The organism is Syntrophorhabdaceae bacterium (assembly GCA_036504895.1).
Taxonomy (GTDB): domain Bacteria; phylum Desulfobacterota; class Syntrophorhabdia; order Syntrophorhabdales; family Syntrophorhabdaceae; genus PNOM01.
Genome location: DASXUJ010000030.1, coordinates 1 through 22,868, shown reverse-complemented (window position 1 = coordinate 22,868; position 22,868 = coordinate 1). Strand labels below are relative to the sequence as shown.

Genomic DNA, 22,868 nt, shown 5'->3' with positions numbered 1-22,868 from the left:
TACGGGGATGAAAAGTGCAATGTGGAGCGGGGCATCAGGTATGGCGAGAACCCGGACCAGGCTGCGTCCATGTACGAGCTCGTGAACGGCAATATCTTGCTCGGCGACGTTCGTTTTTTCGATTTCGATGGGGGCCTGACGAGCAGGGTAACGGAAAGCGACATGCTCCAGGTGGGCAAACACCCGGGAAAGATAAATTTAACGGATGTGGACAATGCGCTCAATATCCTGAAATTTCTCGATGCCAAGCCTGCCTGCGCAATTATGAAACACAACAACCCATGCGGGGCCGCCTACGGCGCAACCCCGGCCCAGGCCTTTGAAAAAGCCTTCTGGTGCGACAGGATTGCGGCATTCGGCGGGGCGGTGGTGTTTACGAAGACCCTCGATCTCGAGACGGCCAAGGCCATGGCGCCCTATTATTTCGAGGTGGTATGTGCGCCCGATTTCGAGGGGGCAGCCATCGATGTGCTCAAGAAATGGAAGAATCTGAGAATTCTTCAGATCAAGGAAATAGAGAGGCTTCAGGCATTCAAGACGAAACGGTTCATCGATTTCAAGTCTCTCATGGACGGAGGGCTTATTATTCAGGAATCTCAGCCCTTCAAGATAAAAGGGCGGGAGGACCTGAAGCCCGCTGAAACGGTCTATAAAGGCGAGGCGTATAAGATCGACAGAATTCCGACCGATAAGGAATATGCCGACATGCTCTTTGGCTGGTATATTGAATCGGGCGTCAGCTCCAATTCGGCGCTCTTCGTCAAAGATGAGGCTACTGTGGCTATAGGCACAGGAGAGCAGGACCGGGTAGGCGTGGTGGAGATCGCCGTATTCAAGGCCTATAAGAAGTTCATGGATGCCGAAGTTTTCAGGAGGTATGGGATCCCTTACGCGGTTTTCCGCCTCGAGGCGGAAAAGGGAGAGCGAAAGATGGAGGACCTGATCGAGATCGAGCGCCACACCAGACAGATGAAAGCGGGCCTCGTCGGCTCGGTGGTAGTCTCTGACGGTTTCTTTCCTTTCCGCGACGGCGTCGATGCAGCGATCAAGGAAGGTGTCACAGCAGTGATACAGCCGGGCGGATCGGACCGGGATTTCGAGGTTATCCAGGCATGCAATGAGGCGAAGGCGACCATGGTCTTTACCGGGCAACGACTCTTTAAACATTAAAGAGAAATATCTGTAATTTTATAATGCGCTGTTGCGGTCAAAGGACCGGACAGCGCATTTTTTCTACCTCCTTCGCCATAAGTGAGGGGAAATCCTTTAATTTATGTTGACAAAGGCGTGGGTATGAAAATATAATTGTGAAAATTTTTACAATTTGACTATCACCAAAAACACCAGGGGAGGTAAAGGATGAGACCCTACTTTGAGAAGATGCAGGATTGGGGCAAGCCGGCGAAGGAGAATGCCGCCAACGCCGAAGAGATCAGAAAAGTGGAACAGGAGATCGCAGAGCTCGTAGAAAAGGCAAAGAACGCGGGCATGCCGAAAGAGATTTTAGCTAAAAGAGGAGAATGGACAGTCCATCAGAGACTTGAATATATCCTTGATCCGGGAACCTGGGCTCCTCTTCACCTGCTTTACGATCCCATGGATGAGGAATCGGGAACAACGGGCGTCGTCGATGGCCTCGGCAGGATCAACGGGCGGTGGTGCGTTATCATCGGTTTTGACAACAAGGTAATGGCAGGCGCCTGGATAGCCGGCCAATCCGATAACATATTGAGAGTCACCGACATCGCGAAAAGGCTTCACTGCCCCCTCGTGTGGCTGGTCAACTGCAGTGGAGTGAAGCTCCCCGAGCAGGAAAAAGTCTATGCAAACAGGCGCGGAAACGGCACGACCTTCTTCAGGCATGCCGAGCTCAACAAGATGGGTATTCCCGTGATCGCGGCCATCTATGGGACGAACCCCGCAGGCGGCGGGTATCAGGGCATCAGCCCGACCCTGCTTCTGGCCCATAAAGATTGCAATATCGCCGTGGGCGGGGCAGGCATCGTGAGCGGTATGGCCCCTAAGGGCTTTTTTGACGAGGGTATGGCCGAACAGATCATCGACGCCACCCGCAAGTTCAAATCCATTCCCCCCGGCCGAGTTGAAATTCACTACGACAGTACAGGATTCTTCAGGGAAGTTCATCCTTCAGAGGAGAGCTTACTCGATTCACTGAAGACATGGGTAGCGAAGCTGCCGGCGTACGACCCCGCTTTTTTCCGGGTAGCGGCGCCGGCAGAGCCCAAATGGCCTGCATCAGACCTTTACAACATCCTTGCATTCAACCAGAAGGCAACCTATGACGTGGAGCAGTTCATGTCGAGACTGGTTGACGGAAGCGAACACATGGAATTCAGACCCGGTTACGGTCCTGAGCTTTATACCGGCCTCGTCAAAGTCGACGGCTTTTTGATCGGTATCGTAGCGAACAGGCAGGGTATGATGCCCAGGGGCTATCCCGGTTATGCGCCGTACCCCGGCATAGGCGGAAAGTTCTACCGCGAGGGGCTTATCAAGGTAAATGAGTTCGTGACGCTCTGCGGCAGGGACAGGGTACCCATGATCTGGCTCCAGGACACGTCGGGCATCGACGTAGGCGATATCGCTGAAAAGGCGGAGCTCCTCGGTCTCGGACAGGCCCTTATTTACTCCATCGAGCAGAGCGAACTTCCCATGATGACGATCGTCTTGAGGAAGGGCACCGCAGCGGCCCACTATATCATGGCCGGACCTCAGGCGAACAACAACAACGCCTTCACCATCGGCACGGCAACGACCGAGATTTACGTCATGCACGGTGAAACGGCAGCGGTGGCAAGTTTTGCAAGAAGGCTCGTAAAAGAGAAAGACGCGGGCAAACCCCTTGCACCGGTTATCGATCAGATGAACAAGCTCGTGAAGGAGTACTACGAGAAATCGAGACCTTCCTACTGCGCACGGACGGGCATGGTCGACGAGATCGTAAAACTGAGCGACCTCAGAAAATATTTTGTTGCCTTTGCGAACTGCTCCTATCAGAACCCCGCTTCGATTACGCCTCACCACCAGATGATACTCTGCAGGGTCATCAAAGGGTAGGGCGCTACTTCAGGCTCACTGCACACAGGGTGGATGGTGACATCCACCCTGTGTTTTTATGTACTGTTAACCCCATTCAATATTATGTTGACGGGTAAGGGTAAGGGTGTTAAGTATTATCCCGAAGGATTGCCTTGCGCATCCCCGAAGAACATCAAAACCGAAGAGGTCAAACCATGAGAGACAGACTGCGTTCCTCAATCGAAGAGATAAAGAGGAAAGGAAACTACCGGTCCATACGTTATGTGAAGCCTTCCGGTTCCCGGATTATTTATGAGGGAAAGGAATTCCTCAACCTTTGTTCCAATAGCTACCTTTCCCTCCACACCCATCCGGAGGTGGTCGCGGCCGCGAAGGCGGCAGTAGATGAATACGGCGCAGGGACCTGCTCTTCCCGCAGCATATCAGGCAGCATCGAGCTTTATCGCATCCTGGAGCATGAGATAGCGACATACAAGGGATATGATAAAGGCTTAGTCTTTTCAACTGGTTATATGGGGAATATGGGTGTGATCGCCACCCTTCCGGAGAGCGGGGACGTGATCTTCAGTGATGAGCTGAACCACTCGAGCCTCATCGACAGCATCCGGCTCAGCCGGGCAAAAACAGTGGTCTACCGCCACCGGGACTTGAATGACCTTGAGGAGAAAATACGAAAGCATCCTTCCAGGGGAGACGCCTTCGTGATCACCGAGTCCGTATTCAGTATGGACGGTGATGTCGCCCCCCTCGGGGACCTCATGAGGCTCAAAAAGGAGCATGGTTTTCAGCTCCTTCTCGACGACGCCCACGGCACAGGGGTCTTCGGAGAGACGGGCAGGGGAGGGGCCGAGCTGTTCAATCTTTCAGGTACGATGGATGTCGAGACGGCTACCTTCGGGAAATCTTTCGGCTCCTTTGGGGCCTTCGCCCTCGGCGACCCGCTGGTTATCGAGTACCTCGTGAACCGTGCCCGCACCTTCATGTATACGACAGCCCTCGCTCCAGCATCGCTTGCCGCTTCTATTGCCGCCGTGCGGCTGATTTCCGATAATCTCACCTTCAAGAAAGAGCTTTGGGATAATATCGATTATATAAGAAAGGGTCTCGCAAAGGCCGGTTTCGATCTGAAAGAGAGCGTGGGACCCATAGTGCCTATCGTCGTCGGGCACGACGATAAGGCAGTCAAAATGCAGAATATTCTCATGGGAAAGGGAATTTTCATTCAGGCCGTTCGGCCGCCTACCGTGCCGCGGGGAATGTCCCGACTGAGGCTCACCGTTGTCCGCTGCCTTTCAAAAGAAGAGATGGATTTTGCCCTTGACCAGTTGATATTGGCAGGACGGGAATTGGGCATAATCTCCTGAAGCGTTACTTGAGCACCTGAAATTCGGTTCTCTTCGTTACCTGATATTCTTCCGTTCCGATTCTTGTGATAATGGTATAGGTACCGGGAGGGACATCTTTCGGGACGGTGATCTGTATCGTAGAAACATGGGAACCCTGGGTCTTCTCCCCTTCCTGTTTTGAAAGCTCGATAAGAAGAGCCTGTCCTGCAAGGGCGACCGTCTCGGTGACATGGAACTTCTTTTCCTTTTGAGGGGAGAGGAGGGCAAAGGTCACTTCCCTGGTGAGCTTGTCTCCGGGTTTCGCGGTCACGGCCGAGAGTTTCGGATTCTCTACGAGAAGCTCATCACGCAGGTCCTGATACTGATACAGGCGGACAGCCTCGGTCCGGGGGTCGGGGGATTGAAAAAGGGCACAGGCCCCGATTCCAAAAAAACTCAGCAACATAAAGAACAGCCCTGTTCCGCGAGAAAATAATTTCCTTTTCCCTTGTTCTGCTTCTGGAGACGTCATAATCTTCTCCTATGACCCTACCACGAATATTATGTCTTTCACCGCCTTTATCAATTTGTTTCGCCGGGCTATCGAGATAGCCCGTTCCTTTGCCTCCGCACTGGGAGCGGATCCTTTGAGTGTGGCGGTGCCATCCTTTGATACCTGGGCATTTACCGATGCCAGACCCTCCGCTTTGAGGGCTTCATTCAGATCTTTCTCCGTTTTCGAGGCTTCAACCGCATCTTTCTTTCCTTTGATTGTGTCCAAGACCGGCCGGCCCGCAGCCGAAGCGCTGCTTTCATACGTAACTTTGAGGGTTCCCTTCACGGCGCCCCGGGGGGTAAAATTGGCGATAATCGCCTCCCACGCGGCCCCTTTCGCATAATCGCCCGGTGTGATCCTGTAGTTCAATTTCAAAGGGGCAGACCCATCTTTCTGCGCGTGGGTGGCGCCCGTATCCGCCTGGTTCACCATGAGGGCAAGAGTGCCCTGGGGCTCCCAACTCGCCACCACCGTGAGCCTTCCGGGCCCGGGGACGCGGAAGGCGACGGAGCTGCGGTATTTGAGGGATGCCCAGCTCGACGGGCTTAGGGGGGACAGGGTAAACTGCCGGGTCTCTGTGAACGAGCCGGATTCACCTGCGGCACCTACCAGGGAAGAGCCTTTCTTCTCCACCTTGATGTCATTGCGGGCGCTCCGTACTTCAGGATAGGCCTTTACGGTCTTCACCGCAAGGGTGCTCTCCCGCTCGTTCCGTACCACGCCGGTGAGAAGAACCCGGAAATCTCCGTCAACCTCAGTCTGGACCCCCGTAAGTCCTGCCGCATCCAGGGCCTTGTTCAGGGTCCTCTCGGTCTCTATGGGGGAGGGGGCAATTGTCAGTTCGTTCACCACCTCCTTCACATTCTTGTGAGACCTGGCGATAGTGAGGGCCGCGTCACGATCCACGGGAGTGGCGACAATCCCCTTCAGGACGGCTTTATCCTTGCCGTCCAGGGTCACCGTAACATCGAGACCCCTGGTCTTGAGTGCGGCGCCTATCTCTCTCTCGACCGCTGCTGCGCCCCCTTCATAGGCCCCGAAGTACAAATATCCTGCGATAAAGACGAGGATAATAACGACCGCCGGGACGACAAACCGCATCCACGGCCATACACCCCCGTATCCCACCTCGTCGGAACCGTCGGAGAGCGAGGGGCGCCCGTGTGATTTCCTCCCTTCCGGTTTCCCGCGGTCCAGGGGAGACATGACATATTTCTCGATCTTCTCGAGGGGCGTCCCGTCTTCCCCGCAGTAGGTCGCCGAAGCAGGGTATGCGACATTACAGGAGGGACAGAGGAGGACCGGGGCGTCACGATCCGGCTGTTCGTCGGGAGACGCGGGTTCCGGCGCCCGGACCGCGGTCACCGGCAAGGGCCTGCCGCAGCCGGTACAGAATTTCTGGTCTTCACGTACTGATGTATTGCAGGCGGGACATAGGATCATGGGCTATATAAATGTATACTATTCGGGACCATAAGTAAATGACGGCGCCTTCTCCGGCGGCCCCGGTTTTCCCCTCCCTTGCGCCGCCTGTCAGTCCATCTTTTCACGAACTTTTCTTTTTCTCAACGGGCAGTCGAAGGCGATTATAGTGGTTACTATTTGGTATTTTAAGGTGTTATAGGGTATTATCCCGGTATTCACAAGGCCCTCTTTCTGTACAGAAAATCTTGTGAACAAATTCGCAAATAGGGTTGACAAAAACTTTGATCCTGTGGTAAAAATGGTCACGTAAAAAAATTGTGAGGGAACCACATGGATGCGTTGAATTTGTCAACGAGTATAGATTGGGCTTTCATTGATAAGGTAGCTGAGGAGAGCGGTGGGACACCTTCTCTGTGCTACCAGTGTGGCAACTGTACGGCCGGATGTCCCTACACCCACTATTTTGATTATCCTGTAAGCCAGGTCATGCGCCTCCTTCAGATGGGTCAGAAAGAGACCATACTTTCGTCGAAGGCAATATGGCTGTGCGCTACGTGCGAGACCTGCACCACCCGGTGTCCGTGCGAGATAGACGTGGCAAAGATTATGGATACCCTGAGAATCATCGCCAGACGGGAGAACAAAATATCGGAGAAAGACGTGAAGCTCTTCTACGATTCCTTCCTTGAATCGATGAAAGCCCACGGAAGGCTCTTCGAGATGGGGACGCTTATGGCCTATAACCTCAAATCAGGCCATTTTCTCGCAGATGCCGAGCTGGGTCCTAAAGTGATGCAGAAAGGTAAAGTCAGTCTCTTTCCCAAGAACATCGTGGGAAAAGACAAAGTCGCAAAAATTTTCACACGATTCCAGGAGAAGGCAAAAAAACATGGCTGATAGAGAGTACGCATACTACTCGGGATGTTCTTTGGAAGGCACGGCAGTCGAATACGACATGTCCATGCGTGAGGTTTTCAAGGCCCTGGGTCTCACTTTACGGGAGCCGGAGGACTGGAGCTGCTGTGGCTCCACCCCTGCCCATACGGTCGATCATGTCTTCGCGGCGGCTCTGGCCGCACGTAATCTCTCAATAATCGAAAAAATGGGGACTCAGACTGTCACCGTTCCATGCCCCTCATGCCTGTCGGCATTTAAAAGGGCCCATCTCGGAATGACCGGCGACGAATCCTTCAAAGAGAAAGTGAATGACCTTCTCGATGAGCCGTACAACGGCGGCGTAAACCCGAAATCCACTCTCCAGATTATGGTCGAAGATATCGGGCTCGAGGCGGTGGGCAACAAAGTGACTCACGCCCTTCCCGACCTGGTGGTCGCACCTTATTATGGGTGCATTCTTACCCGCCCGCCCGAGATAGCTCAGTTCGATGACCCTGAGAACCCCATGTCAATGGATAATATTCTGGAGGCCGTGGGCGTTCGCGTAAGCCCCTTCGCCTTCAAGCTCGAGTGCTGCGGCGCGGCCTTCGGCGTCCCGAAAAGGGAGATGGTCAACCAGCTGTCCTCCAAGGTACTGAGTATGGCCATTGATTCCGGCGCCAACTGTATCGCCGTTGCCTGCCCCCTGTGCCAGCAGAACCTTGATCTGCGCCAGAGCCAGGTAAACAGCACTATGGGGACGAACTTCAACATCCCCATTCTTTATTTTTCTCAGATCGTGGGCCTTACCTACGGTCTGTCCCCCAAGGCATTGGGGCTCGACAAGCTGATCGTAAGTGCCGATCATATCGTGCGCTCGCGGATCACGGTCCAGGAGATGGAGCAGCGTAAACAGGCAGAGATAGAAAAGGAAAAGGCCGCCAAGGCCAAACCTAAGAAAGACGAAATAAAGGCAGAGGAGACCTGATAGATGCGGGTTGGCGTATTCATTTGTCATTGCGGGAGTAATATTGCCGGAACCATCGACGTTGCACGGGTTGCGGCAGAGATGAGGAAAGTGCCGGGCGTGGCGTTTGCCACCAACTATATGTATACCTGCTCTGAGCCCGGTCAGGAAGAGATTAAGCAGGCAATCAAAAGGGAGGGACTCAACCGGATCGTCGTAGCCGCATGTTCTCCCAGAATGCACGAGCTTACCTTCAGAAGGACCATCGAAAAGGCCGGTCTTAACCGCTATTTCCTTGAAATGGCTAATATCAGGGAGCACATCTCCTGGGTCGGCCTGGACAAGGAGGCCAACACCAACAAAGCCATCGACGTGGTGAAGATGGCGGCGGCTAAGGTCATGCAGGATAAGCCCCTTTTCTCGCAATCCTTTAAGGTGAATAAGAGGGTGCTCGTGATCGGCGGGGGCGTTGCCGGTATGCAGTCGGCCCTGGATTGCGCGGATGGAGGTCTGGACGTCCTGCTGGTAGAGAAAAGTCCGAGTGTTGGCGGTATGATGTCTCGCCTCGACAAGACCTTTCCCACCATTGACTGCTCTATCTGTATTCTCGGACCCAAAATGGTGGACGTGGCACAGCACGACAAGATCACGCTCCATGCCTATTCCGAGATAGACGATATAAAAGGCTATGTGGGCAATTACCAGATAAAGATCCGGAAAAAAGCGACCTACGTGGATTGGACAAAATGCACGGGCTGCGGCCTCTGTATGGAAAAGTGTCCCTCCAAGAACTCCTACGACCATTTCAATTTCGGGGTTGCCCCTACCAGGGCCATCAACATACCTTTCCCCCAGGCGATTCCCAAGAAGGCAAAGATAGACCCCGAGTACTGCCGCCAGTTCGTGAAGGGAAAATGCGGGGTCTGCGCCAAGGTATGCCCCACGGGCGCGATCAATTACGAGATGCAGGATGAGATCATCACGGAAGACGTGGGCGCCATCGTGGTTGCGTCGGGCTACGGCCTTATGGACGTGGCAAAGCTTCCCGAGTATGGCGGAGGGAGATATCCCGATGTCATCACGGGGATTCAATACGAGCGGCTTCTGAATGCATCGGGCCCCACGGAAGGGCATATCCTCAGACCCTCCGATAAAACGGAGCCCAAAACGATAGTCTTCGTCTCCTGCGCAGGATCAAGGGATAAATCATGCGGCGTACCTTACTGCTCCAACTTCTGCTGCATGTATATCGCGAAGCAGGCAATACTTACCAAAGACCATATCCCCGATTCCCAGTCCTTTGTCTTCTACATGGATATCCGGTCCCCGGGAAAAGGATACGATGAATTTACCCGCAGGGCCCAGGAAGATTACGGCGCGAAATACGTAAGGGGCAGGGTTTCCAGAATATATCCCAAAGGCAAGAAGATGGTAGTCATGGGCGCCGACACCCTTCTCGGTACGAAGGTAGAAGTGGAAGCCGACCTGGTAGTCCTCGCGAATGCCGTGACAGCCGCTCCAGGGGCTGCCCAGCTTGCGGAGAAGCTCCACATCTCCTACGATACCTTCGGATTTTACGTCGAGAGCCATCCGAAGCTGAGACCGGTCGAGACCAATACCGCGGGTGTATATCTTGCAGGCGCAGCACAGGGTCCTAAAGACATCCCCGCGTCAGTCGGGCAGGGGAGTGCGGCAGCGGCGAAAGTCCTCGCCCTTTTCTCCAAGGATATGCTCGAATCGGATCCGGCGGTTGCCAAGGTGAACGAAAATACCTGCGTCGGGTGTCTCAAGTGCAAGATGACCTGTCCCTTCGGCGCAGTGAAGGAAAAAGAGCTGAGAGGCGGGAAGATAGTCGCGAATGTAATCGAAACGGTATGCGCGGGATGCGGTGTATGCACCTCGACCTGTCCGTGCGGGGCGATTCAGTTGTCCCACTTCACCGATAATCAGTTGTTAGCGGAGGTTAATACCCTATGTCAGAAATAGCCCCTAAGGAGCTGAGAATTGTAGGTTTTCTCTGTAACTGGTGCTCGTACGGCGGCGCGGATACCGCCGGCGTGAGCCGTTTCAGACAGCCTACCGATTTAAGAGTAATCAGGGTCCCATGTTCGGGTCGGGTTGATCCGCTGTTCATCGTGAAGTCCCTTCTTAACGGGGCCGATGGGGTCCTCGTATCGGGGTGCCACCCGAGGGACTGCCACTATACGGACGGCAATTTCTACGCAAGGCGCAGACTTGAGATGTTGAAACGGCTTCTCCCCTTTTTGGGGATTGATGAGAAACGATTCCATTACACCTGGATATCGGCTTCCGAAGGGGCTCGCTGGCAGAAGACGGTAACGGATTTTACCACTCAAGTCCACAAGCTGGGCCCTTTACATTCAACCACGGAGGCACAAATTGGGTCCTGAGAAATTAAAGGAAGTCATTAAAGAAGCGTTAAAAGATGCGGAAGTGGTAATCGCGTACAAGGAGGGGTTCGATAAGCTCCATTCCACGCCCTGCTTCGTCACCACACCAGAGGAAGCCGATGCCGTCATCTTCGATCCCCGTTGCGTGCAGAACCTCGCGAGCTATCTCCCTTCACTCAAAAAGAAGGCGGCCGTGGTCGTGAAAGGCTGCGACAGCAGGACGATTGTCCAATATATGCAGGAAGCCTTGATCGACAGAGGGAAAGTCACTGTCATAGGCATTCCCTGTACGGGCATAGTGAGCATAAAGAAGGTGATGGCAAAGACAGGTCATCAGCCTATCCTCGATGTCACATTTCCCGATAAGAACACGGTAGTGGTAAAGACGCCGAAGGGAGAGCAAAAGATGGCGATGGCAGATGTCGCGGCCGACAAGTGCGGCTCCTGTCTTTATCCGACTCCCGTTGTATACGATCAACTCGTGGGCGAACCGATCGAATCGGATAAGACTTACGAAACCGCATATAAGGACGTGGCCGAGCTGGCGGCAAAATCCCTGGAAGAGAAGAAAGCCTATTGGGAAAAGGAATTCGACCGGTGCATCCGCTGTTACGCATGCAGAAATGCATGCCCTATGTGCGTCTGCCAGGACAGCTGTATTGCCGAGAGCCGCGACCCTCACTGGATCAGCCAGAAATCGAACCCTACCGAAAAATTCATGTTCCACATGATCCATGCCCTTCATCTCGCCGGCAGATGCGTGGAATGCGGTGAGTGCGAGCGGGCCTGCCCCATGGGCATTCCGGTTAATATGCTGAAACGAAAGATCAATCAGGACATGAAAGAGCTTTATGATTATGAGCCGGGCGTGAAACCGGAGGATAAGCCTCCGATGTTTACATTCAGTGTTGAAGAAAAGAAGATAGAGGAGCACAAACTCTAATGGCCGACACAGCATTTATCCCAAAAGAGAAGTGGGAGGCATTTATAGAAGGGTTGAGCGCCAAGGCGCTCGTCTATGTACCGTGCATCGAGGGCGATACGGTGATGTTCAGACCCTTCAGCAAAGAAAAGACGCTCTGCTTCGACAGACCTGCGAATATATCGCCCAAGGGGGTGATTTTCCCCCAGAGCGACACGCTGTTTTCCTTTAAGTTTCTGAAGGACCCTGCGAACCCGCAGAAGGTCGATATAGAGCTCACGGAAAACAAGACGTTCCCCAAGGTGATCCTTATCGGGTCCAGGCCCTGTGATGCGAAGGGTTTTACCGTCTACGACCGGCCCTATACGCAGACCGATACGCCCGACCCTTACTATAAGGGCAGGAGGGAACAGACTACCGTAGTCAGCCTGGCATGTCAGGCGCCATCGGCGGGTTGTTTCTGCACCTCCGTCGAGGGCAGCCCTGCCGATAAAGAAGGCTCTGACGCGTTGGTGACCGAACTCGAAAAGGGCTATTTCATCGAGGCCCTTACGGACAAGGGGAAAGAGCTCCTCAAGGAAGGGGGCCTGCAGGAAGGCGAGGCGTATCGCGCCCAGGCGGAAAAAGCCCAGGCCGCGGTTGAGGCCATGGTTCCGAAACCTTTCGGTAAGGAAGGCAAGGTTCAGGTGTCGAAGGAGCTTTTCGAGAATGATGAATTTTGGGAAAAAGAGCTTGCAAAGTGCCTGAGCTGCGGTGCCTGCACCTATCTTTGCCCCACATGTTATTGCTTCAATATTACCGACGAGCACCACACTGAACAGGGCGAGCGTGTGCGGAGCTGGGACGGATGCATGTACGCTCACTTCACCCTGGAAGCAAGCGGTCATAACCCGCGGCCGGCTAAGTTCCAGCGCTTCAAGAATAGGGTAGGGCATAAATTCCTTTTTTACCCTGAAAAGTATGACGGCGTACTCGCATGCTGCGGCTGCGGCAGATGCGTCAGGTATTGCCCCGTCTCGGTGGATATCAGCGAGATCGTCGGCAAGCTTCAAGCGAGCGCAGGCAATGCCGCGCAGTCAGAATAACGATAAGAATCGAGGGAGCATAAGCAATGGCCGAAAATAATAACCCTTACCTGCCTGAACTGGTTACTATCACCAATATCATAGAAGAGACACCAAACATCAAGTCTTTTCAGGTCGTATTCAAGGACCCTGAAAGAATGAAAAGTTTCAAGTTCGAACCGGGGCAGGTTGGTCAGCTTTCCGTGTTCGGCGTGGGGGAATCTACCTTCGTCATCAATTCCCCTCCTACGAGAATGGACTACCTCCAGTTCAGTGTAATGAAGGCGGGAGAGGTTACGGCCGCCCTCCACGATCTCTATCCAGGCGACCAGATGGGCCTTCGCGCCCCCTTGGGCAACTGGTTTCCTTACAATGAGATGAAGGGAAAGAATATCCTCTTCATCGGTGGCGGTATTGGCCTCGCGCCTCTTCGGACCCTCATCCTCTATATGCTCGACAACAGGGCCGATTACAAAGATATCACCATAATCTACGGATCAAGGACGCCTCCCGATCTCTGCTATAAAGAGGACCTTAAGGAATGGGAGTCCCGCGGCGACGTAAACCTCATCCTCACCGTGGATGCCGAATTTCCGGGCTGGGACAAACGGGTAGGCTTTGTACCTACCGTTCTTAATGAAGTGGCCCCGTCGCCGGAGAATACCATAGCCATTACGTGCGGACCTCCGATCATGATCAAGTTCGTCCTCCAGAATCTGGCCAAACTTAATTTCAGCGAAGAGAATATCGTGACCACTCTCGAAGCCAGAATGAAGTGCGGTATCGGGATCTGCGGGCGATGCAACCTCGGGTCGAAATATATCTGTAAAGATGGCCCCGTCTTTAATTTGGCCCAGCTCAAGGACCTTCCGGGCGCCCTCTAGACTTTCACGGGATCGTCGGTTTCGGAAGTAGATTGTTGTTCCTTCGCATAATCATCATCGGCCGGGATTTCAGGCGCGGCATGCGCCTAGGGTCCCGGCCGTTCTTGTATCCCCTTTAGCCTTATTTTGATCTCACTATAGGCTCCTGGATTTAACTCTTTTCACACGCCCGATCCCTCAAATATCACCCTTATCTTCATGAATAGGAAGGGTACACATTATCCTTGGTTAACCGAGAGCCTGCACCGGCAAAGCGATACGGGTGCAACGGATCATCTTTATGCCTTTATTTTCATTAGTCACACCAAAGAAACCAATATTTTGACCCATCACCCTTAAGAGGACATGATAATGTCCGATAAATCTCATGTGCAGGCGCACATGAGTTCATTTTGAAGGGGAGGTAATACATGAAGAGGATTGGTTTTATCGTAGCAGCAGTGGTTATGGTAGTGTTCGGTTTTGTATGTATGAGTCAAGCTTCATCGGTTGAGGATGCGAAAGCCATGGCGGAAAAAGCCGCGGCGTTCTGGAAAGCCAACGGCAAGGACAAGGCGATCGCGGAGTTTAATAACTCCAAAGGTCAGTTCGTGAAAGGCGATCTTTATATCGTCGCCCATGACTTTCGTGGCATGGTCCTCGCTCACGGTGTAAATGCAACGCTCGTAGGGAAGAACCTTTACGAACAGAAGGACCCGAACGGCGGCAGGTATTTCGTGAAAGAAGAGATCGAAATTGCAAAAACCAAGGGCAGCGGCTGGATTACTTATAGCTGGGCAAATCCCGCGACCAAGAGTATGCAGGCGAAAAAATCGTGGGTCCAGAGAATCCAGGGCGAAGACGCATTCGTGCTGTGCGGAGTCTTCCAATAAAAAACGTATTATGAGAGCGCTCGCCTCTCGCCGGGACTAGCGCTCTCATAATATACCCTCCATCCCGGCTTCGCCGGCAATCGCTCAGGTGAACCGCCCTTGTTTCAACCACTTGACTTTCCTCCGCCACGAACTATTATGATACCATAATGACTCACCCGTGAAGGGGGTTATCCGTGAAGAGATTAAAGTTGTTCCTTCTTATAATAACCCTGTTGTTACCGGTAATTACTGCCATGTCCTGCGTGGTCGCTACCTATCCCGACGACGTGTATTATTCGACGCCGTACCGGTACCGTTATTACTATTACGGTGCGCCCTACGGTTATTACTACTATGGCCATCCATACGGTTATCACCATTATTATCCCTACCGCTACTATCCCTAAGACCCGGGTGGATCGGACCGTCCTGAAATGTATAGAGCCGGCCGGAGAAGCTGAGCCAATCCCTTAAAAAAACCCATCCTCTCCTGTAATCTCCCTGTTGGAAGATTAGACGGAGGGATAGATCCCGAAAGAGATGGGGTCGGGTTACGCGCTCCTGCGCATTTTGTTTGATTTTACCTCTCAAGTATATTAGAAATATACGTTTGCTTATCTCATTATAGACGGAGGAGTGAAAAGGGAGACTATGCCGAACGTGGGAGTAGTGGGTGTTCAATGGGGCGACGAGGGGAAAGGAAAGATTATCGACATGCTCAGCGGTTACGCAGACGTGATCGTCCGTTTTCAGGGCGGCGCCAATGCGGGACATACGATCGTAGTGGGCGACAAGACGGTCATCCTCCATCTCCTCCCTTCGGGAGTGCTCCATGACAAAAAATATTGCATCATAGGCAATGGCGTGGTCCTCGACCCCGAGGTGTTCGAAAAAGAGATCAAGGAGCTGAAAAGTATAGGCTACCTGAAGGATGACAGGCGACTGATGCTGAGCTCCCTTACCCATCTCATCATGCCGTACCATAAAAAACTCGATGCCCTTAAAGAGGAAAAGGGGACAAAAAAGATCGGTACCACAGGCAGGGGAATCGGTCCTGCCTATGAAGATAAAGTGAGCAGGCTCGGGATAAGGGTAATAGATCTCCTGGACAAGAAGGTGTTCGCCGAAAAAGTGAAACAGAACCTGGAGCTCAAGAATTTCGTGATAAAGAAGTATTATAAAGACGAGCCTTTCAAGGCGAGAGAGATTATAAACAATTACAGCCAGTATAGAAAAACATTGAAAAAATATGCTGCCGACACCGTAGGGTTCCTTCATAAAAAGATCGAACAGGGACAGAATATCCTTTTCGAGGGGGCCCAGGGTACGTACCTCGATATCGATCATGGAACCTACCCCTACGTGACTTCTTCAAATACCGTATCGGGAAATATTGCTTCGGGATCCGGGGCGCCGCCCACTTCCATCGATTATGTACTTGGGATCTGCAAAGCCTACACGACGAGGGTAGGCGAAGGGCCGTTTCCCACGGAGCTTAATGATGATGTGGGTCAGAAGATGCGAGAGGTGGGAGGGGAATACGGAGCCACGACCGGCAGGCCGAGAAGATGCGGCTGGTTTGATGCGGTTATCGTGAAAAGGGCCATGAAACTGAACGGGATAAAGGGCTTGTCCATCATGAAACTGGATGTACTCGATGCGTTTGATACGATCAAGATATGCACGAGCTACAAGATCGGTCGCAAATCATACGACACTCCGCCTCAGAGCATCACAGACTATGAGAGGATCGTGCCCGAATACGAAGAGATGGAGGGCTGGAATACGCCGATCACCCATATCACGCGCTATGAAGATCTTCCTCTGAACGCAAGAAGATACCTCAAAAGGCTCGAGGAGCTTCTTGAGGTAAGAATAGACATTATCTCTGTGGGTCCGGATCGGCAAAGCACAATCGTGTTACACAATCCTTTCCTCCCCTGAGAGTTCTTGCCGTGGGGAGTAGAAGGGGGCGCTGGAGCGTCCTCCTTCCCGCGGCCTGTATACATTATAATGATAATTCTGTTGACTTCGGTGACCTCTTTAAGTTTAAATAAATCGGCTTAAGAAAGTAACCCTACGCACAGAAGAATATGGATGCCGCCATTAATCGTGAGGGAGGGAGAGCCCTTCGAAGGCGACCTAAGATGCTTCAAGAAAGAGTGCGACAAAACAGCTATCTTCTCTGAAATGGAGAGAAGAGAATATACGAAGAACCCAGCGTGAAAATAAAGAAGAAGATGCGGGCCGCATAGAAAAGGGCCGGCAAAAAACTCAGACGAATTGCAGATAAAGGTTTTTATTGTATGGATCATAAAACCGCCATCGAAGAAGGTCTTAAGAAATCATTGAAAGAAAGGGACGCCATACGCGTCTCCGTGCTCCGGATGCTCCTTGCCGCCATAAAGAATAAAGAAGTGGAGAAGATAGGGGCCATCACGGAGGACGAGTTCTTCGCCCTTGTGAAGACTTCCGTAAAGCAGCATCTCGAATCCATAGAGAGTTTTAAAAAGGGTCAGAGACAGGAGCTCGTCGAAAAGGAGGAGAAGGAGCTTGAGATATTGAAAGGTTTCCTTCCCGCCCAATTATCTGAAGAAGATTTGAGCAGGGAGATAGAATCGGCCATTGAGGCTCTTCAGGTGACGAGCCAGAAGGATATGGGCAAAGCTATTAAATTAATCATGGGAAAATTTCCCGGTAGGGTAGACGGAAAGAGGTTAAGTGAAATGGTGCTTAAAAGACTATCTTCAAAATAGATAGTCAAAGCCCTTTTTATGGTTGATAAAACCCTATCATATCTAGATTATACAAAACTACTCGCAATAATAAAAAGCTATTCTTCAACTCATTTTGCGGATGAATCGATCGATGCCCTTGCGCCTCTGGAAGATCCCGAAAGGATAAAGGGGAGACAGGATAATCTCGAGGCAGTGCTTTCGGTAGTGAAATGGGAAGGGAGGATTCCCCTCTCCGATATCCCGGATATCGGTTATCTGCTGAAAAGGCTGGCCGTAAGGGATGCCCTTCTCGAAACAGAGGAGTTCATCCTTGTTTCTTCCTTCTTGAGGGCCTGTGGCGATATCTCCGGATTCCTGAAAAAAGCGCATGCCACGGCAGCCTATGTCGAAGCCCTCGTTGAAACCCTGAAGCCCCTTCACCCGGCCTATTCACGGATCATGAAAACCATAAATCCCGAAGGCTTTATAGAAGATACTGCCTCCTACGAGCTGTCAAAAATCAGGTCCGATCTCTTCAGCCTTCGCGAAAGGATTAAGAAACAGCTCGAGAGGCTCATGGAGAAGGAGACGATCCGGCCCATACTCCAGGATTCATATATCGCAATCAGGAACGGCAGGTATGTGATACCACTTAAGCCGAATTTTAACGAAGCGATCAAGGGCATTGTCCATGACTATTCCCATTCCCTCAAGACTTCTTTCGTGGAACCCCTTGAGTGCGTAGAGCTGAACAACACTATCAACATACTCGAAGAGGAGGAAAAGGAGGAGGAAAAGAGGGTGCTTCAGGAGCTGACCGCCCATCTCCACGACTTTTCATTCGAGTTGTCGGAAAACCTGCGGGTACTCAAGGAGCTGGACCTTTTTCACTGCCTTGCCCTGTTCAGCGCCGAATTTAATTGTGTAAGGCCGGAAGTGAGCCGCAACGGTTCCATGGAAATGAAGGGAGCCCTCAATCCTTTTATTGTGTTGTCCCGGGGTGAGAAGGCCGTTCCTATTGACGTACGTATGGGAAGCGATAAAAAGGCCATGATTATCAGCGGTCCTAATGCCGGAGGCAAGACCGCGGCCCTGAAGACCATAGGGCTTCTCTCCGTCATGGCGGGAGCCGGTCTTTTTATCCCTGCCGGAGGCAGACCTCTCGTGCCCCTCCATTCTCATGTGTTCGCCGTCATGGGAGATGAGCAGGATATCGCCATGGAGCTTTCCAGTTTCACCGCCCATATGCAGACCATAAAAGAGCTTTTATTGGGCGCTAGAGGCGAAGAATTGATCCTTATCGACGAGATCGGCGGAGGAACGGAGCCTCAGGAGGCATCGGCCCTCTCCATGAGCATCATTGACGCCTTTGTCGAAAAAGGATGCAGGGTGGTCGTCACTACCCATCTCAACCTCTTGAAAGCCTATGGATTCACTAAGCCCTTTGCCATGAACGTGGCCACCGAAGCGGACCCGGAGACTATGAGGCCCAGGTATAAGCTCGCGTACGGTATTGCCGGATACAGTAACGCCATCAGCGTGGCCAAAAACCTGAACCTCCCGGCATCCGTGATCGAAGCGAGCTACGGCTACCTCGGTAAACAGGAATATATGCTGAACGATCTCGTAAGCGCCCTCGAAACAGGAAAGAAAAAGGCGGACGAGGAGCGCAGGAAATTGTCCGCTCTCAAGGACGAAGCGAAAAAGAGAGTTCACCTTCTCAAGGAGAACCGTGAACTTTACTTTAAAAAGGTTGAGGAGCGGTGCGAATCCCGGGTGCGGGAGCTTGAAGTGGAGATAGAGGAAATCCGCCGGGAACTCGAAAAGAAGGATAAGGCCGGCGCCAGAAGCGCCAAAGAGCGATTGAAGGTCGTGCGGGAAAGGTTTACCCCCGGCAGTCCTCGTGAAACCGCAGCTCAGGAAATTGAGGTGGGCGATTATGTGATGGTCCGCACATTGGGCAGCAAGGGATATGTGGTAGAAATGGACAAAGAAGGCGCCCAATGCGAGGTTCAGATAGGAAATATAAGAACCAGGGTCAGCAAGAGGAATCTGGAGAAAATCCAAATAGAGAAAAAACGATCCCCGGCTAAGGGCATAGAAGTCCATGTGCAGCCGATCAAAGAGGCTGAGCTGAACCTCCTCGGCATGAGAGTCGAAGAGGCGATAAGGGAGCTCGATCGCTTCATCGACCGCGCGATCGTGCAAGGCATCTCTAAAGTCCGGATCATCCATGGTGTGGGCACAGGCATGTTGATGACTGCGATCAAGGAGCATCTCCACGACGCGCCTTATGTCAAAGAGCTGAGGAAAGACGAGAGGAATTCCGGAGTCACCGTGGTGGACCTCGCATGAGAACGAATGTCGATCAGCTCCTGGAGAAGATCAGCATCCTCGATGTGGTCTCTAATTATGTAAAATTGCGAAAAGCGGGTAAGGATTACCTGGGGCTATGTCCCTTTCATAAGGAGAAGACCCCATCCTTCAGCGTGAGTGTGGAAAAGCAGATATATTATTGTTTTGGATGTCATGAAGGCGGCAACGCGCTTAACTTCATCATGAAATATGAGAACCTCGGTTTTCAGGATGCCCTCGAGAGCCTTTCCACCCAATACGGGATCAAATTGGAAAGGACCGGAGGAGATTCCCGGAGGCCCCATCAGCACGACGCGCTCATGAAGCTCGCCAATCATTACCATGATTCCCTCAAGAAAAATGAAACGGCCATGCAGTATCTTTCCCGGAGGGGGATAGAGGGCGACACCGTTGATGAGTTCATGCTCGGGTACAGCGGCCGCCAGCGGAATGGCATAAAAGGGTTTCTCAAAGCCGCCGGGGTGGCCGAAGATGTTCTGCTCAGTACCGGAATCCTGAGGGTGAAGGACGGAGAGATCTATGACATCTTCCGCGGCAGGATCATTGTACCCATTATTGACGTCAATAAGAAGGTAATCGGGTTCGGCGGCCGGGCAATGGAGAAGGATGCCATACCGAAATATATAAATTCTCCCGAGTCAACCGTCTTCTCCAAAAGATATTCCCTTTTCGGACTCAATAAGGCCCGAAAAGCGATAGGGGAGAAGAATGAAGTTTTTATCGTAGAGGGATACTTCGACCTTATCGCCCTCTATATGAAAGGAATAGAGAATGTGGTGGCCACTCTCGGAACGTCAATCACCGAGGGGCAGTTGTCAAAGTTGCGGAACTACACGGACAATATCACCCTTATGCTCGACGGGGATGAAGCAGGCATCAAAAGCGCCTTGCGCCTCATTGAAACATTGTCGGAAATGGAGATCAACGGCAATATGGTCGTATTACCGGCAGATCATGATCCCGACAGTTACATCAGACAGGAAGGCGCCGACGGCATGAGGAAAATTATCGAGCGGAAAAAGCCTATCCTCGATTACTTCTTCGAGTATTATATGGCCAAATGCAAGCTCGGCAACCTCGAAGGAAAACTCTCTTTTATCAAGACTGTATTGCCCCATGTCAAGTCCATCCGGAACAGCATAAAGAAGAGGCTCTATATTCAGAAGCTCTCCGAGCTCACAGGGGTGGAGGAAGTCCATTTTCTCGACAACATAGAAGAAATAAAGACGGCAGAGCCCTCGCGTTGCGCGATGGACAGCCCTGCCCAATTGATTGAAAAAAGAGTGGTCGGGGCACTCCTCAACAATCCCGGTCTGATTCAGATGTTTCAGGGAAAGGAGGTGATAAAACATATACACAATGCGGACATCAATGAAGTCCTGAATAAGATGTTTCAGTGTCTTGAGGAAAAAAACCAATTGGAGATCACAAGCTTTCTGAGCCTGCTCGAACGAAGCGAGTTGAGAGATTTTGTCGTAGAAACAGCTTTCCACATGGCCGATTATGATGAGACGGAATCGAAGCTGATTTTGACCGACTACATCAGGCATGTGGAGAGGAAACAAATGAAGGAAGAGGCGCGACGAATCACGGAGAGATTGTCCGAAGCGGAGAAAAAAGGCGATGATAAGGAGGTAATGGAGCTTCTCCAGCAGAAGAGGCAGGTATTGGCATCTATAAAATCAAATTTTATATAGCGGGGTAACCATGCCTGAGAAAAGCAAAAGTTTTTTTTCCTATGATGAACGGCTGAAGAACAGAGATTTTTATGCCCTAATGTCTAATCAGGATAAGCCGGAAAGTGTATTCGACGAAATTGAGCTTTTCGACATGGAAGTCGTGGATGGTGATCTTTCTCTTGTCGGACCGGAGGATGACCGTGTTGTCATGGAAGACGCATTCGAAGGAGCCTCCGATAACGATTTCTCAAACCCTATACGCCACTACATCCGTGAGATGGCGGGGATGGCAATGCTGGCAAAGGAAGGAGAAAAAGATATCGCCGTCAAAATGGAGCGCGCAAAGGAAGAGATCAAGCAGATCATTCTTTCATTCCCCGGAACAATCAAAGAGCTGTTGAGTGTCCTCCCCAGCCTCAAGGCATCGAAGATAAATCTTCACGACATTACCCTGGAGATTGACGAAGAAGATACGGATAGTGAGATCGAATTGCAGCGAGAGCGGGTAATTATGCTCCTGGAAAGGCTGAGGGAGGCTTATGCCCGCTATCAGGAAGCTCCTGAACGTAAAAAATCGGGCTGCTGGAAAGAGGTACAGGCAATTATCGTCGACATAAATCTCGGGAGGAGGATTATCGAGCGCATCGTCCAGAGGATGAAACGGTACGTCGAGAAGATCGACAGCCTCGAGACTGAAATGGCGACTTCCATTAAAGGCAGCCACAGGGAGAGCGATAAACATGTGGCTGCGGTTCGAAAGAAGCTGGAGCTTATTCAGGCGGACATCGGCATGCCCTCTCAGGACCTCAGGGGCTATCTCACGCGTGTAGGGGAGGCTGAAGCCGGGTGCATCGCGGCAAAAAACGAGTTGGTGAAGGCAAACCTCCGCCTCGTGGTAAGCATCGCAAAGAGGTATATGAACAGGGGCCTCTCTCTTCTCGACCTCGTACAGGAAGGCAATATCGGTCTCATGAAGGCCGTTGACCGGTTCGAGTACCGAAGAGGTTATAAATTCAGCACCTATGCCACATGGTGGATCCGTCAGTCAATCACGCGGGCCATTGCGGACCAGGCCCGTACCATAAGAATTCCTGTTCACATGATCGAAACGATCAACAAAATCATCCGCGTTTCCCGCGGGCTGGTCCAGGAGCTCGGAAGGGAGCCCAAGCCCGATGAAATCGCGGAGAGGGTGGGCTTTTCCCTCGATAAAGTCACAAAGGTATTGAGGATTACGAAGGAGCCCGTCTCTCTGGAGACACCGATCAGCGATGAGGAAGACACCCATCTGTCGGATTTCATCGAGGACAGGAGCACGCCGAATCCCCAGGACCATGCGATCAGCGATGACCTGGCGGAGCAGCTCGACAGAACATTGGCCACATTGACTCCGAGGGAGGAGAAGGTGGTGCGCATGAGGTTCGGGATCGGCGAGAAATATGATCATACTTTGGAAGAGGTGGGGCAGATCTTCGACGTCACCAGGGAGAGGGTGAGGCAAATCGAGGCAAAAGCCCTGAGAAAACTGAAACACCATTCCAGAGCGAGAAGATTAAGATATTTCGTAGAAACTTAGAATAATACGCATCTGAGAAGACAGGCGCCCTGAAGGGTATGGCCCGCCCACGTACACAGGACAGTTTTGTGTTGACACCGGCGCAAAAATGTTTTTAAAAAATGGGCGAGTAAGGAGGCGAGACACGTGAACATCATAGTCTTTATAAAACAGGTAGCCGATACGGAAGCACGCAT

At 52.0% G+C, this 22,868-nt stretch carries 19 protein-coding genes and 1 pseudogene; 18 read left to right on the top strand and 2 right to left on the bottom strand.

The window, feature by feature from the left end; all coding sequences use genetic code 11:
* The 3 genes from VGJ94_04070 to VGJ94_04060 all read left to right on the top strand — a co-directional run.
* Nucleotides 1-1,170 (top strand): hypothetical protein (locus VGJ94_04070; protein HEY3275774.1); only part of this gene is annotated, 1,170 nt, incomplete at its 5' end.
* A gap of 189 nt (nucleotides 1,171-1,359) precedes the next feature.
* Nucleotides 1,360-3,078: a carboxyl transferase domain-containing protein gene (locus tag VGJ94_04065; GenBank protein ID HEY3275773.1), complete on the top strand. Its 1,719-nt coding sequence runs from the start codon at nucleotides 1,360-1,362 to the stop codon at nucleotides 3,076-3,078.
* A gap of 176 nt (nucleotides 3,079-3,254) precedes the next feature.
* Nucleotides 3,255-4,424, top strand: a complete 1,170-nt coding sequence (locus tag VGJ94_04060; protein ID HEY3275772.1) for an 8-amino-7-oxononanoate synthase — start codon at nucleotides 3,255-3,257, stop codon at nucleotides 4,422-4,424.
* A 4-nt stretch (nucleotides 4,425-4,428) separates the two neighbouring features.
* Here the strand turns inward: VGJ94_04060 and VGJ94_04055 are convergent, their stop codons facing one another.
* Both VGJ94_04055 and VGJ94_04050 read right to left on the bottom strand, forming a co-directional pair.
* The gene (locus VGJ94_04055; GenBank protein ID HEY3275771.1) at nucleotides 4,429-4,851 is read right to left on the bottom strand and encodes a hypothetical protein; all 423 of its coding nucleotides are present in this window, start codon (nucleotides 4,849-4,851) and stop codon (nucleotides 4,429-4,431) included.
* 75 nt (nucleotides 4,852-4,926) lie between these two features.
* Nucleotides 4,927-6,384 carry a BON domain-containing protein gene (locus VGJ94_04050; GenBank protein ID HEY3275770.1) on the bottom strand — a complete coding sequence of 486 codons (1,458 nt, stop codon included), beginning with the start codon at nucleotides 6,382-6,384 and terminating at the stop codon, nucleotides 4,927-4,929.
* Nucleotides 6,385-6,696: 312 nt separating this feature from the next.
* Here VGJ94_04050 and VGJ94_04045 point away from each other — a divergent pair, with 312 nt between their 5' ends.
* From VGJ94_04045 to rpoD, 15 genes and pseudogenes are all read left to right on the top strand, one after another.
* Nucleotides 6,697-7,263 (top strand): 4Fe-4S dicluster domain-containing protein, encoded by a 567-nt coding sequence (locus tag VGJ94_04045; GenBank protein HEY3275769.1) that lies wholly within the window; start codon nucleotides 6,697-6,699, stop codon nucleotides 7,261-7,263.
* Complete coding sequence (locus VGJ94_04040; protein HEY3275768.1) at nucleotides 7,256-8,230, top strand: CoB--CoM heterodisulfide reductase iron-sulfur subunit B family protein; 975 nt, start codon at nucleotides 7,256-7,258, stop codon at nucleotides 8,228-8,230. The genes VGJ94_04045 and VGJ94_04040 overlap by 8 nt, the downstream gene beginning before the upstream one ends.
* Nucleotides 8,231-8,233: 3 nt before the next feature.
* Entirely contained in the window at nucleotides 8,234-10,195 is a 1,962-nt protein-coding gene (locus VGJ94_04035) for a CoB--CoM heterodisulfide reductase iron-sulfur subunit A family protein (GenBank protein HEY3275767.1), read from the top strand.
* Complete coding sequence (locus VGJ94_04030; protein ID HEY3275766.1) at nucleotides 10,183-10,620, top strand: hydrogenase iron-sulfur subunit; 438 nt, start codon at nucleotides 10,183-10,185, stop codon at nucleotides 10,618-10,620. Before VGJ94_04035 ends, VGJ94_04030 begins: the two co-directional genes overlap by 13 nt.
* On the top strand, nucleotides 10,610-11,563 hold the full coding sequence (locus VGJ94_04025) for a 4Fe-4S dicluster domain-containing protein (protein ID HEY3275765.1): 954 nt from the start codon (nucleotides 10,610-10,612) through the stop codon (nucleotides 11,561-11,563). The genes VGJ94_04030 and VGJ94_04025 overlap by 11 nt, the downstream gene beginning before the upstream one ends.
* Nucleotides 11,563-12,627 carry a 4Fe-4S dicluster domain-containing protein gene (locus tag VGJ94_04020; GenBank protein HEY3275764.1) on the top strand — a complete coding sequence of 355 codons (1,065 nt, stop codon included), beginning with the start codon at nucleotides 11,563-11,565 and terminating at the stop codon, nucleotides 12,625-12,627. The genes VGJ94_04025 and VGJ94_04020 overlap by 1 nt, the downstream gene beginning before the upstream one ends.
* A 26-nt stretch (nucleotides 12,628-12,653) precedes the next feature.
* Nucleotides 12,654-13,490, top strand: a complete 837-nt coding sequence (locus VGJ94_04015; protein HEY3275763.1) for an FAD/NAD(P)-binding protein — start codon at nucleotides 12,654-12,656, stop codon at nucleotides 13,488-13,490.
* 410 nt (nucleotides 13,491-13,900) lie between these two features.
* Complete coding sequence (locus VGJ94_04010; GenBank protein ID HEY3275762.1) at nucleotides 13,901-14,362, top strand: cache domain-containing protein; 462 nt, start codon at nucleotides 13,901-13,903, stop codon at nucleotides 14,360-14,362.
* Between the two features lie 176 nt (nucleotides 14,363-14,538).
* Nucleotides 14,539-14,751, top strand: a complete 213-nt coding sequence (locus tag VGJ94_04005) for a hypothetical protein (protein ID HEY3275761.1) — start codon at nucleotides 14,539-14,541, stop codon at nucleotides 14,749-14,751.
* 229 nt (nucleotides 14,752-14,980) lie between these two features.
* Nucleotides 14,981-16,288 carry an adenylosuccinate synthase gene (locus tag VGJ94_04000; protein HEY3275760.1) on the top strand — a complete coding sequence of 436 codons (1,308 nt, stop codon included), beginning with the start codon at nucleotides 14,981-14,983 and terminating at the stop codon, nucleotides 16,286-16,288.
* A gap of 153 nt (nucleotides 16,289-16,441) precedes the next feature.
* Nucleotides 16,442-16,596: pseudogene (gene rpsU / locus VGJ94_03995) on the top strand (30S ribosomal protein S21).
* Between the two features lie 54 nt (nucleotides 16,597-16,650).
* Nucleotides 16,651-17,100 (top strand): GatB/YqeY domain-containing protein, encoded by a 450-nt coding sequence (locus VGJ94_03990; protein ID HEY3275759.1) that lies wholly within the window; start codon nucleotides 16,651-16,653, stop codon nucleotides 17,098-17,100.
* A gap of 18 nt (nucleotides 17,101-17,118) precedes the next feature.
* On the top strand, nucleotides 17,119-19,416 hold the full coding sequence (locus tag VGJ94_03985; protein ID HEY3275758.1) for an endonuclease MutS2: 2,298 nt from the start codon (nucleotides 17,119-17,121) through the stop codon (nucleotides 19,414-19,416).
* Entirely contained in the window at nucleotides 19,413-21,134 is a 1,722-nt protein-coding gene (dnaG, locus tag VGJ94_03980; protein HEY3275757.1) for a DNA primase, read from the top strand. Before VGJ94_03985 ends, dnaG begins: the two co-directional genes overlap by 4 nt.
* A 10-nt stretch (nucleotides 21,135-21,144) precedes the next feature.
* On the top strand, nucleotides 21,145-22,692 hold the full coding sequence (gene rpoD, locus VGJ94_03975; GenBank protein HEY3275756.1) for an RNA polymerase sigma factor RpoD: 1,548 nt from the start codon (nucleotides 21,145-21,147) through the stop codon (nucleotides 22,690-22,692).
* Nucleotides 22,693-22,868 lie beyond the last annotated feature (176 nt).

Coding starts and splice junctions, on each gene's coding strand:
- VGJ94_04065 (HEY3275773.1), top strand. CDS start 1,360: ATGAGACCCTACTTTGAGAAGATGCAGGATTGGGGCAAGCCGGCGAAG.
- VGJ94_04060 (HEY3275772.1), top strand. CDS start 3,255: ATGAGAGACAGACTGCGTTCCTCAATCGAAGAGATAAAGAGGAAAGGA.
- VGJ94_04055 (HEY3275771.1), bottom strand. CDS start 4,851: ATGTTGCTGAGTTTTTTTGGAATCGGGGCCTGTGCCCTTTTTCAATCC.
- VGJ94_04050 (HEY3275770.1), bottom strand. CDS start 6,384: ATGATCCTATGTCCCGCCTGCAATACATCAGTACGTGAAGACCAGAAA.
- VGJ94_04045 (HEY3275769.1), top strand. CDS start 6,697: ATGGATGCGTTGAATTTGTCAACGAGTATAGATTGGGCTTTCATTGAT.
- VGJ94_04040 (HEY3275768.1), top strand. CDS start 7,256: ATGGCTGATAGAGAGTACGCATACTACTCGGGATGTTCTTTGGAAGGC.
- VGJ94_04035 (HEY3275767.1), top strand. CDS start 8,234: ATGCGGGTTGGCGTATTCATTTGTCATTGCGGGAGTAATATTGCCGGA.
- VGJ94_04030 (HEY3275766.1), top strand. CDS start 10,183: ATGTCAGAAATAGCCCCTAAGGAGCTGAGAATTGTAGGTTTTCTCTGT.
- VGJ94_04020 (HEY3275764.1), top strand. CDS start 11,563: ATGGCCGACACAGCATTTATCCCAAAAGAGAAGTGGGAGGCATTTATA.
- VGJ94_04015 (HEY3275763.1), top strand. CDS start 12,654: ATGGCCGAAAATAATAACCCTTACCTGCCTGAACTGGTTACTATCACC.
- VGJ94_04010 (HEY3275762.1), top strand. CDS start 13,901: ATGAAGAGGATTGGTTTTATCGTAGCAGCAGTGGTTATGGTAGTGTTC.
- VGJ94_03990 (HEY3275759.1), top strand. CDS start 16,651: ATGGATCATAAAACCGCCATCGAAGAAGGTCTTAAGAAATCATTGAAA.
- VGJ94_03985 (HEY3275758.1), top strand. CDS start 17,119: ATGGTTGATAAAACCCTATCATATCTAGATTATACAAAACTACTCGCA.
- dnaG (HEY3275757.1), top strand. CDS start 19,413: ATGAGAACGAATGTCGATCAGCTCCTGGAGAAGATCAGCATCCTCGAT.
- rpoD (HEY3275756.1), top strand. CDS start 21,145: ATGCCTGAGAAAAGCAAAAGTTTTTTTTCCTATGATGAACGGCTGAAG.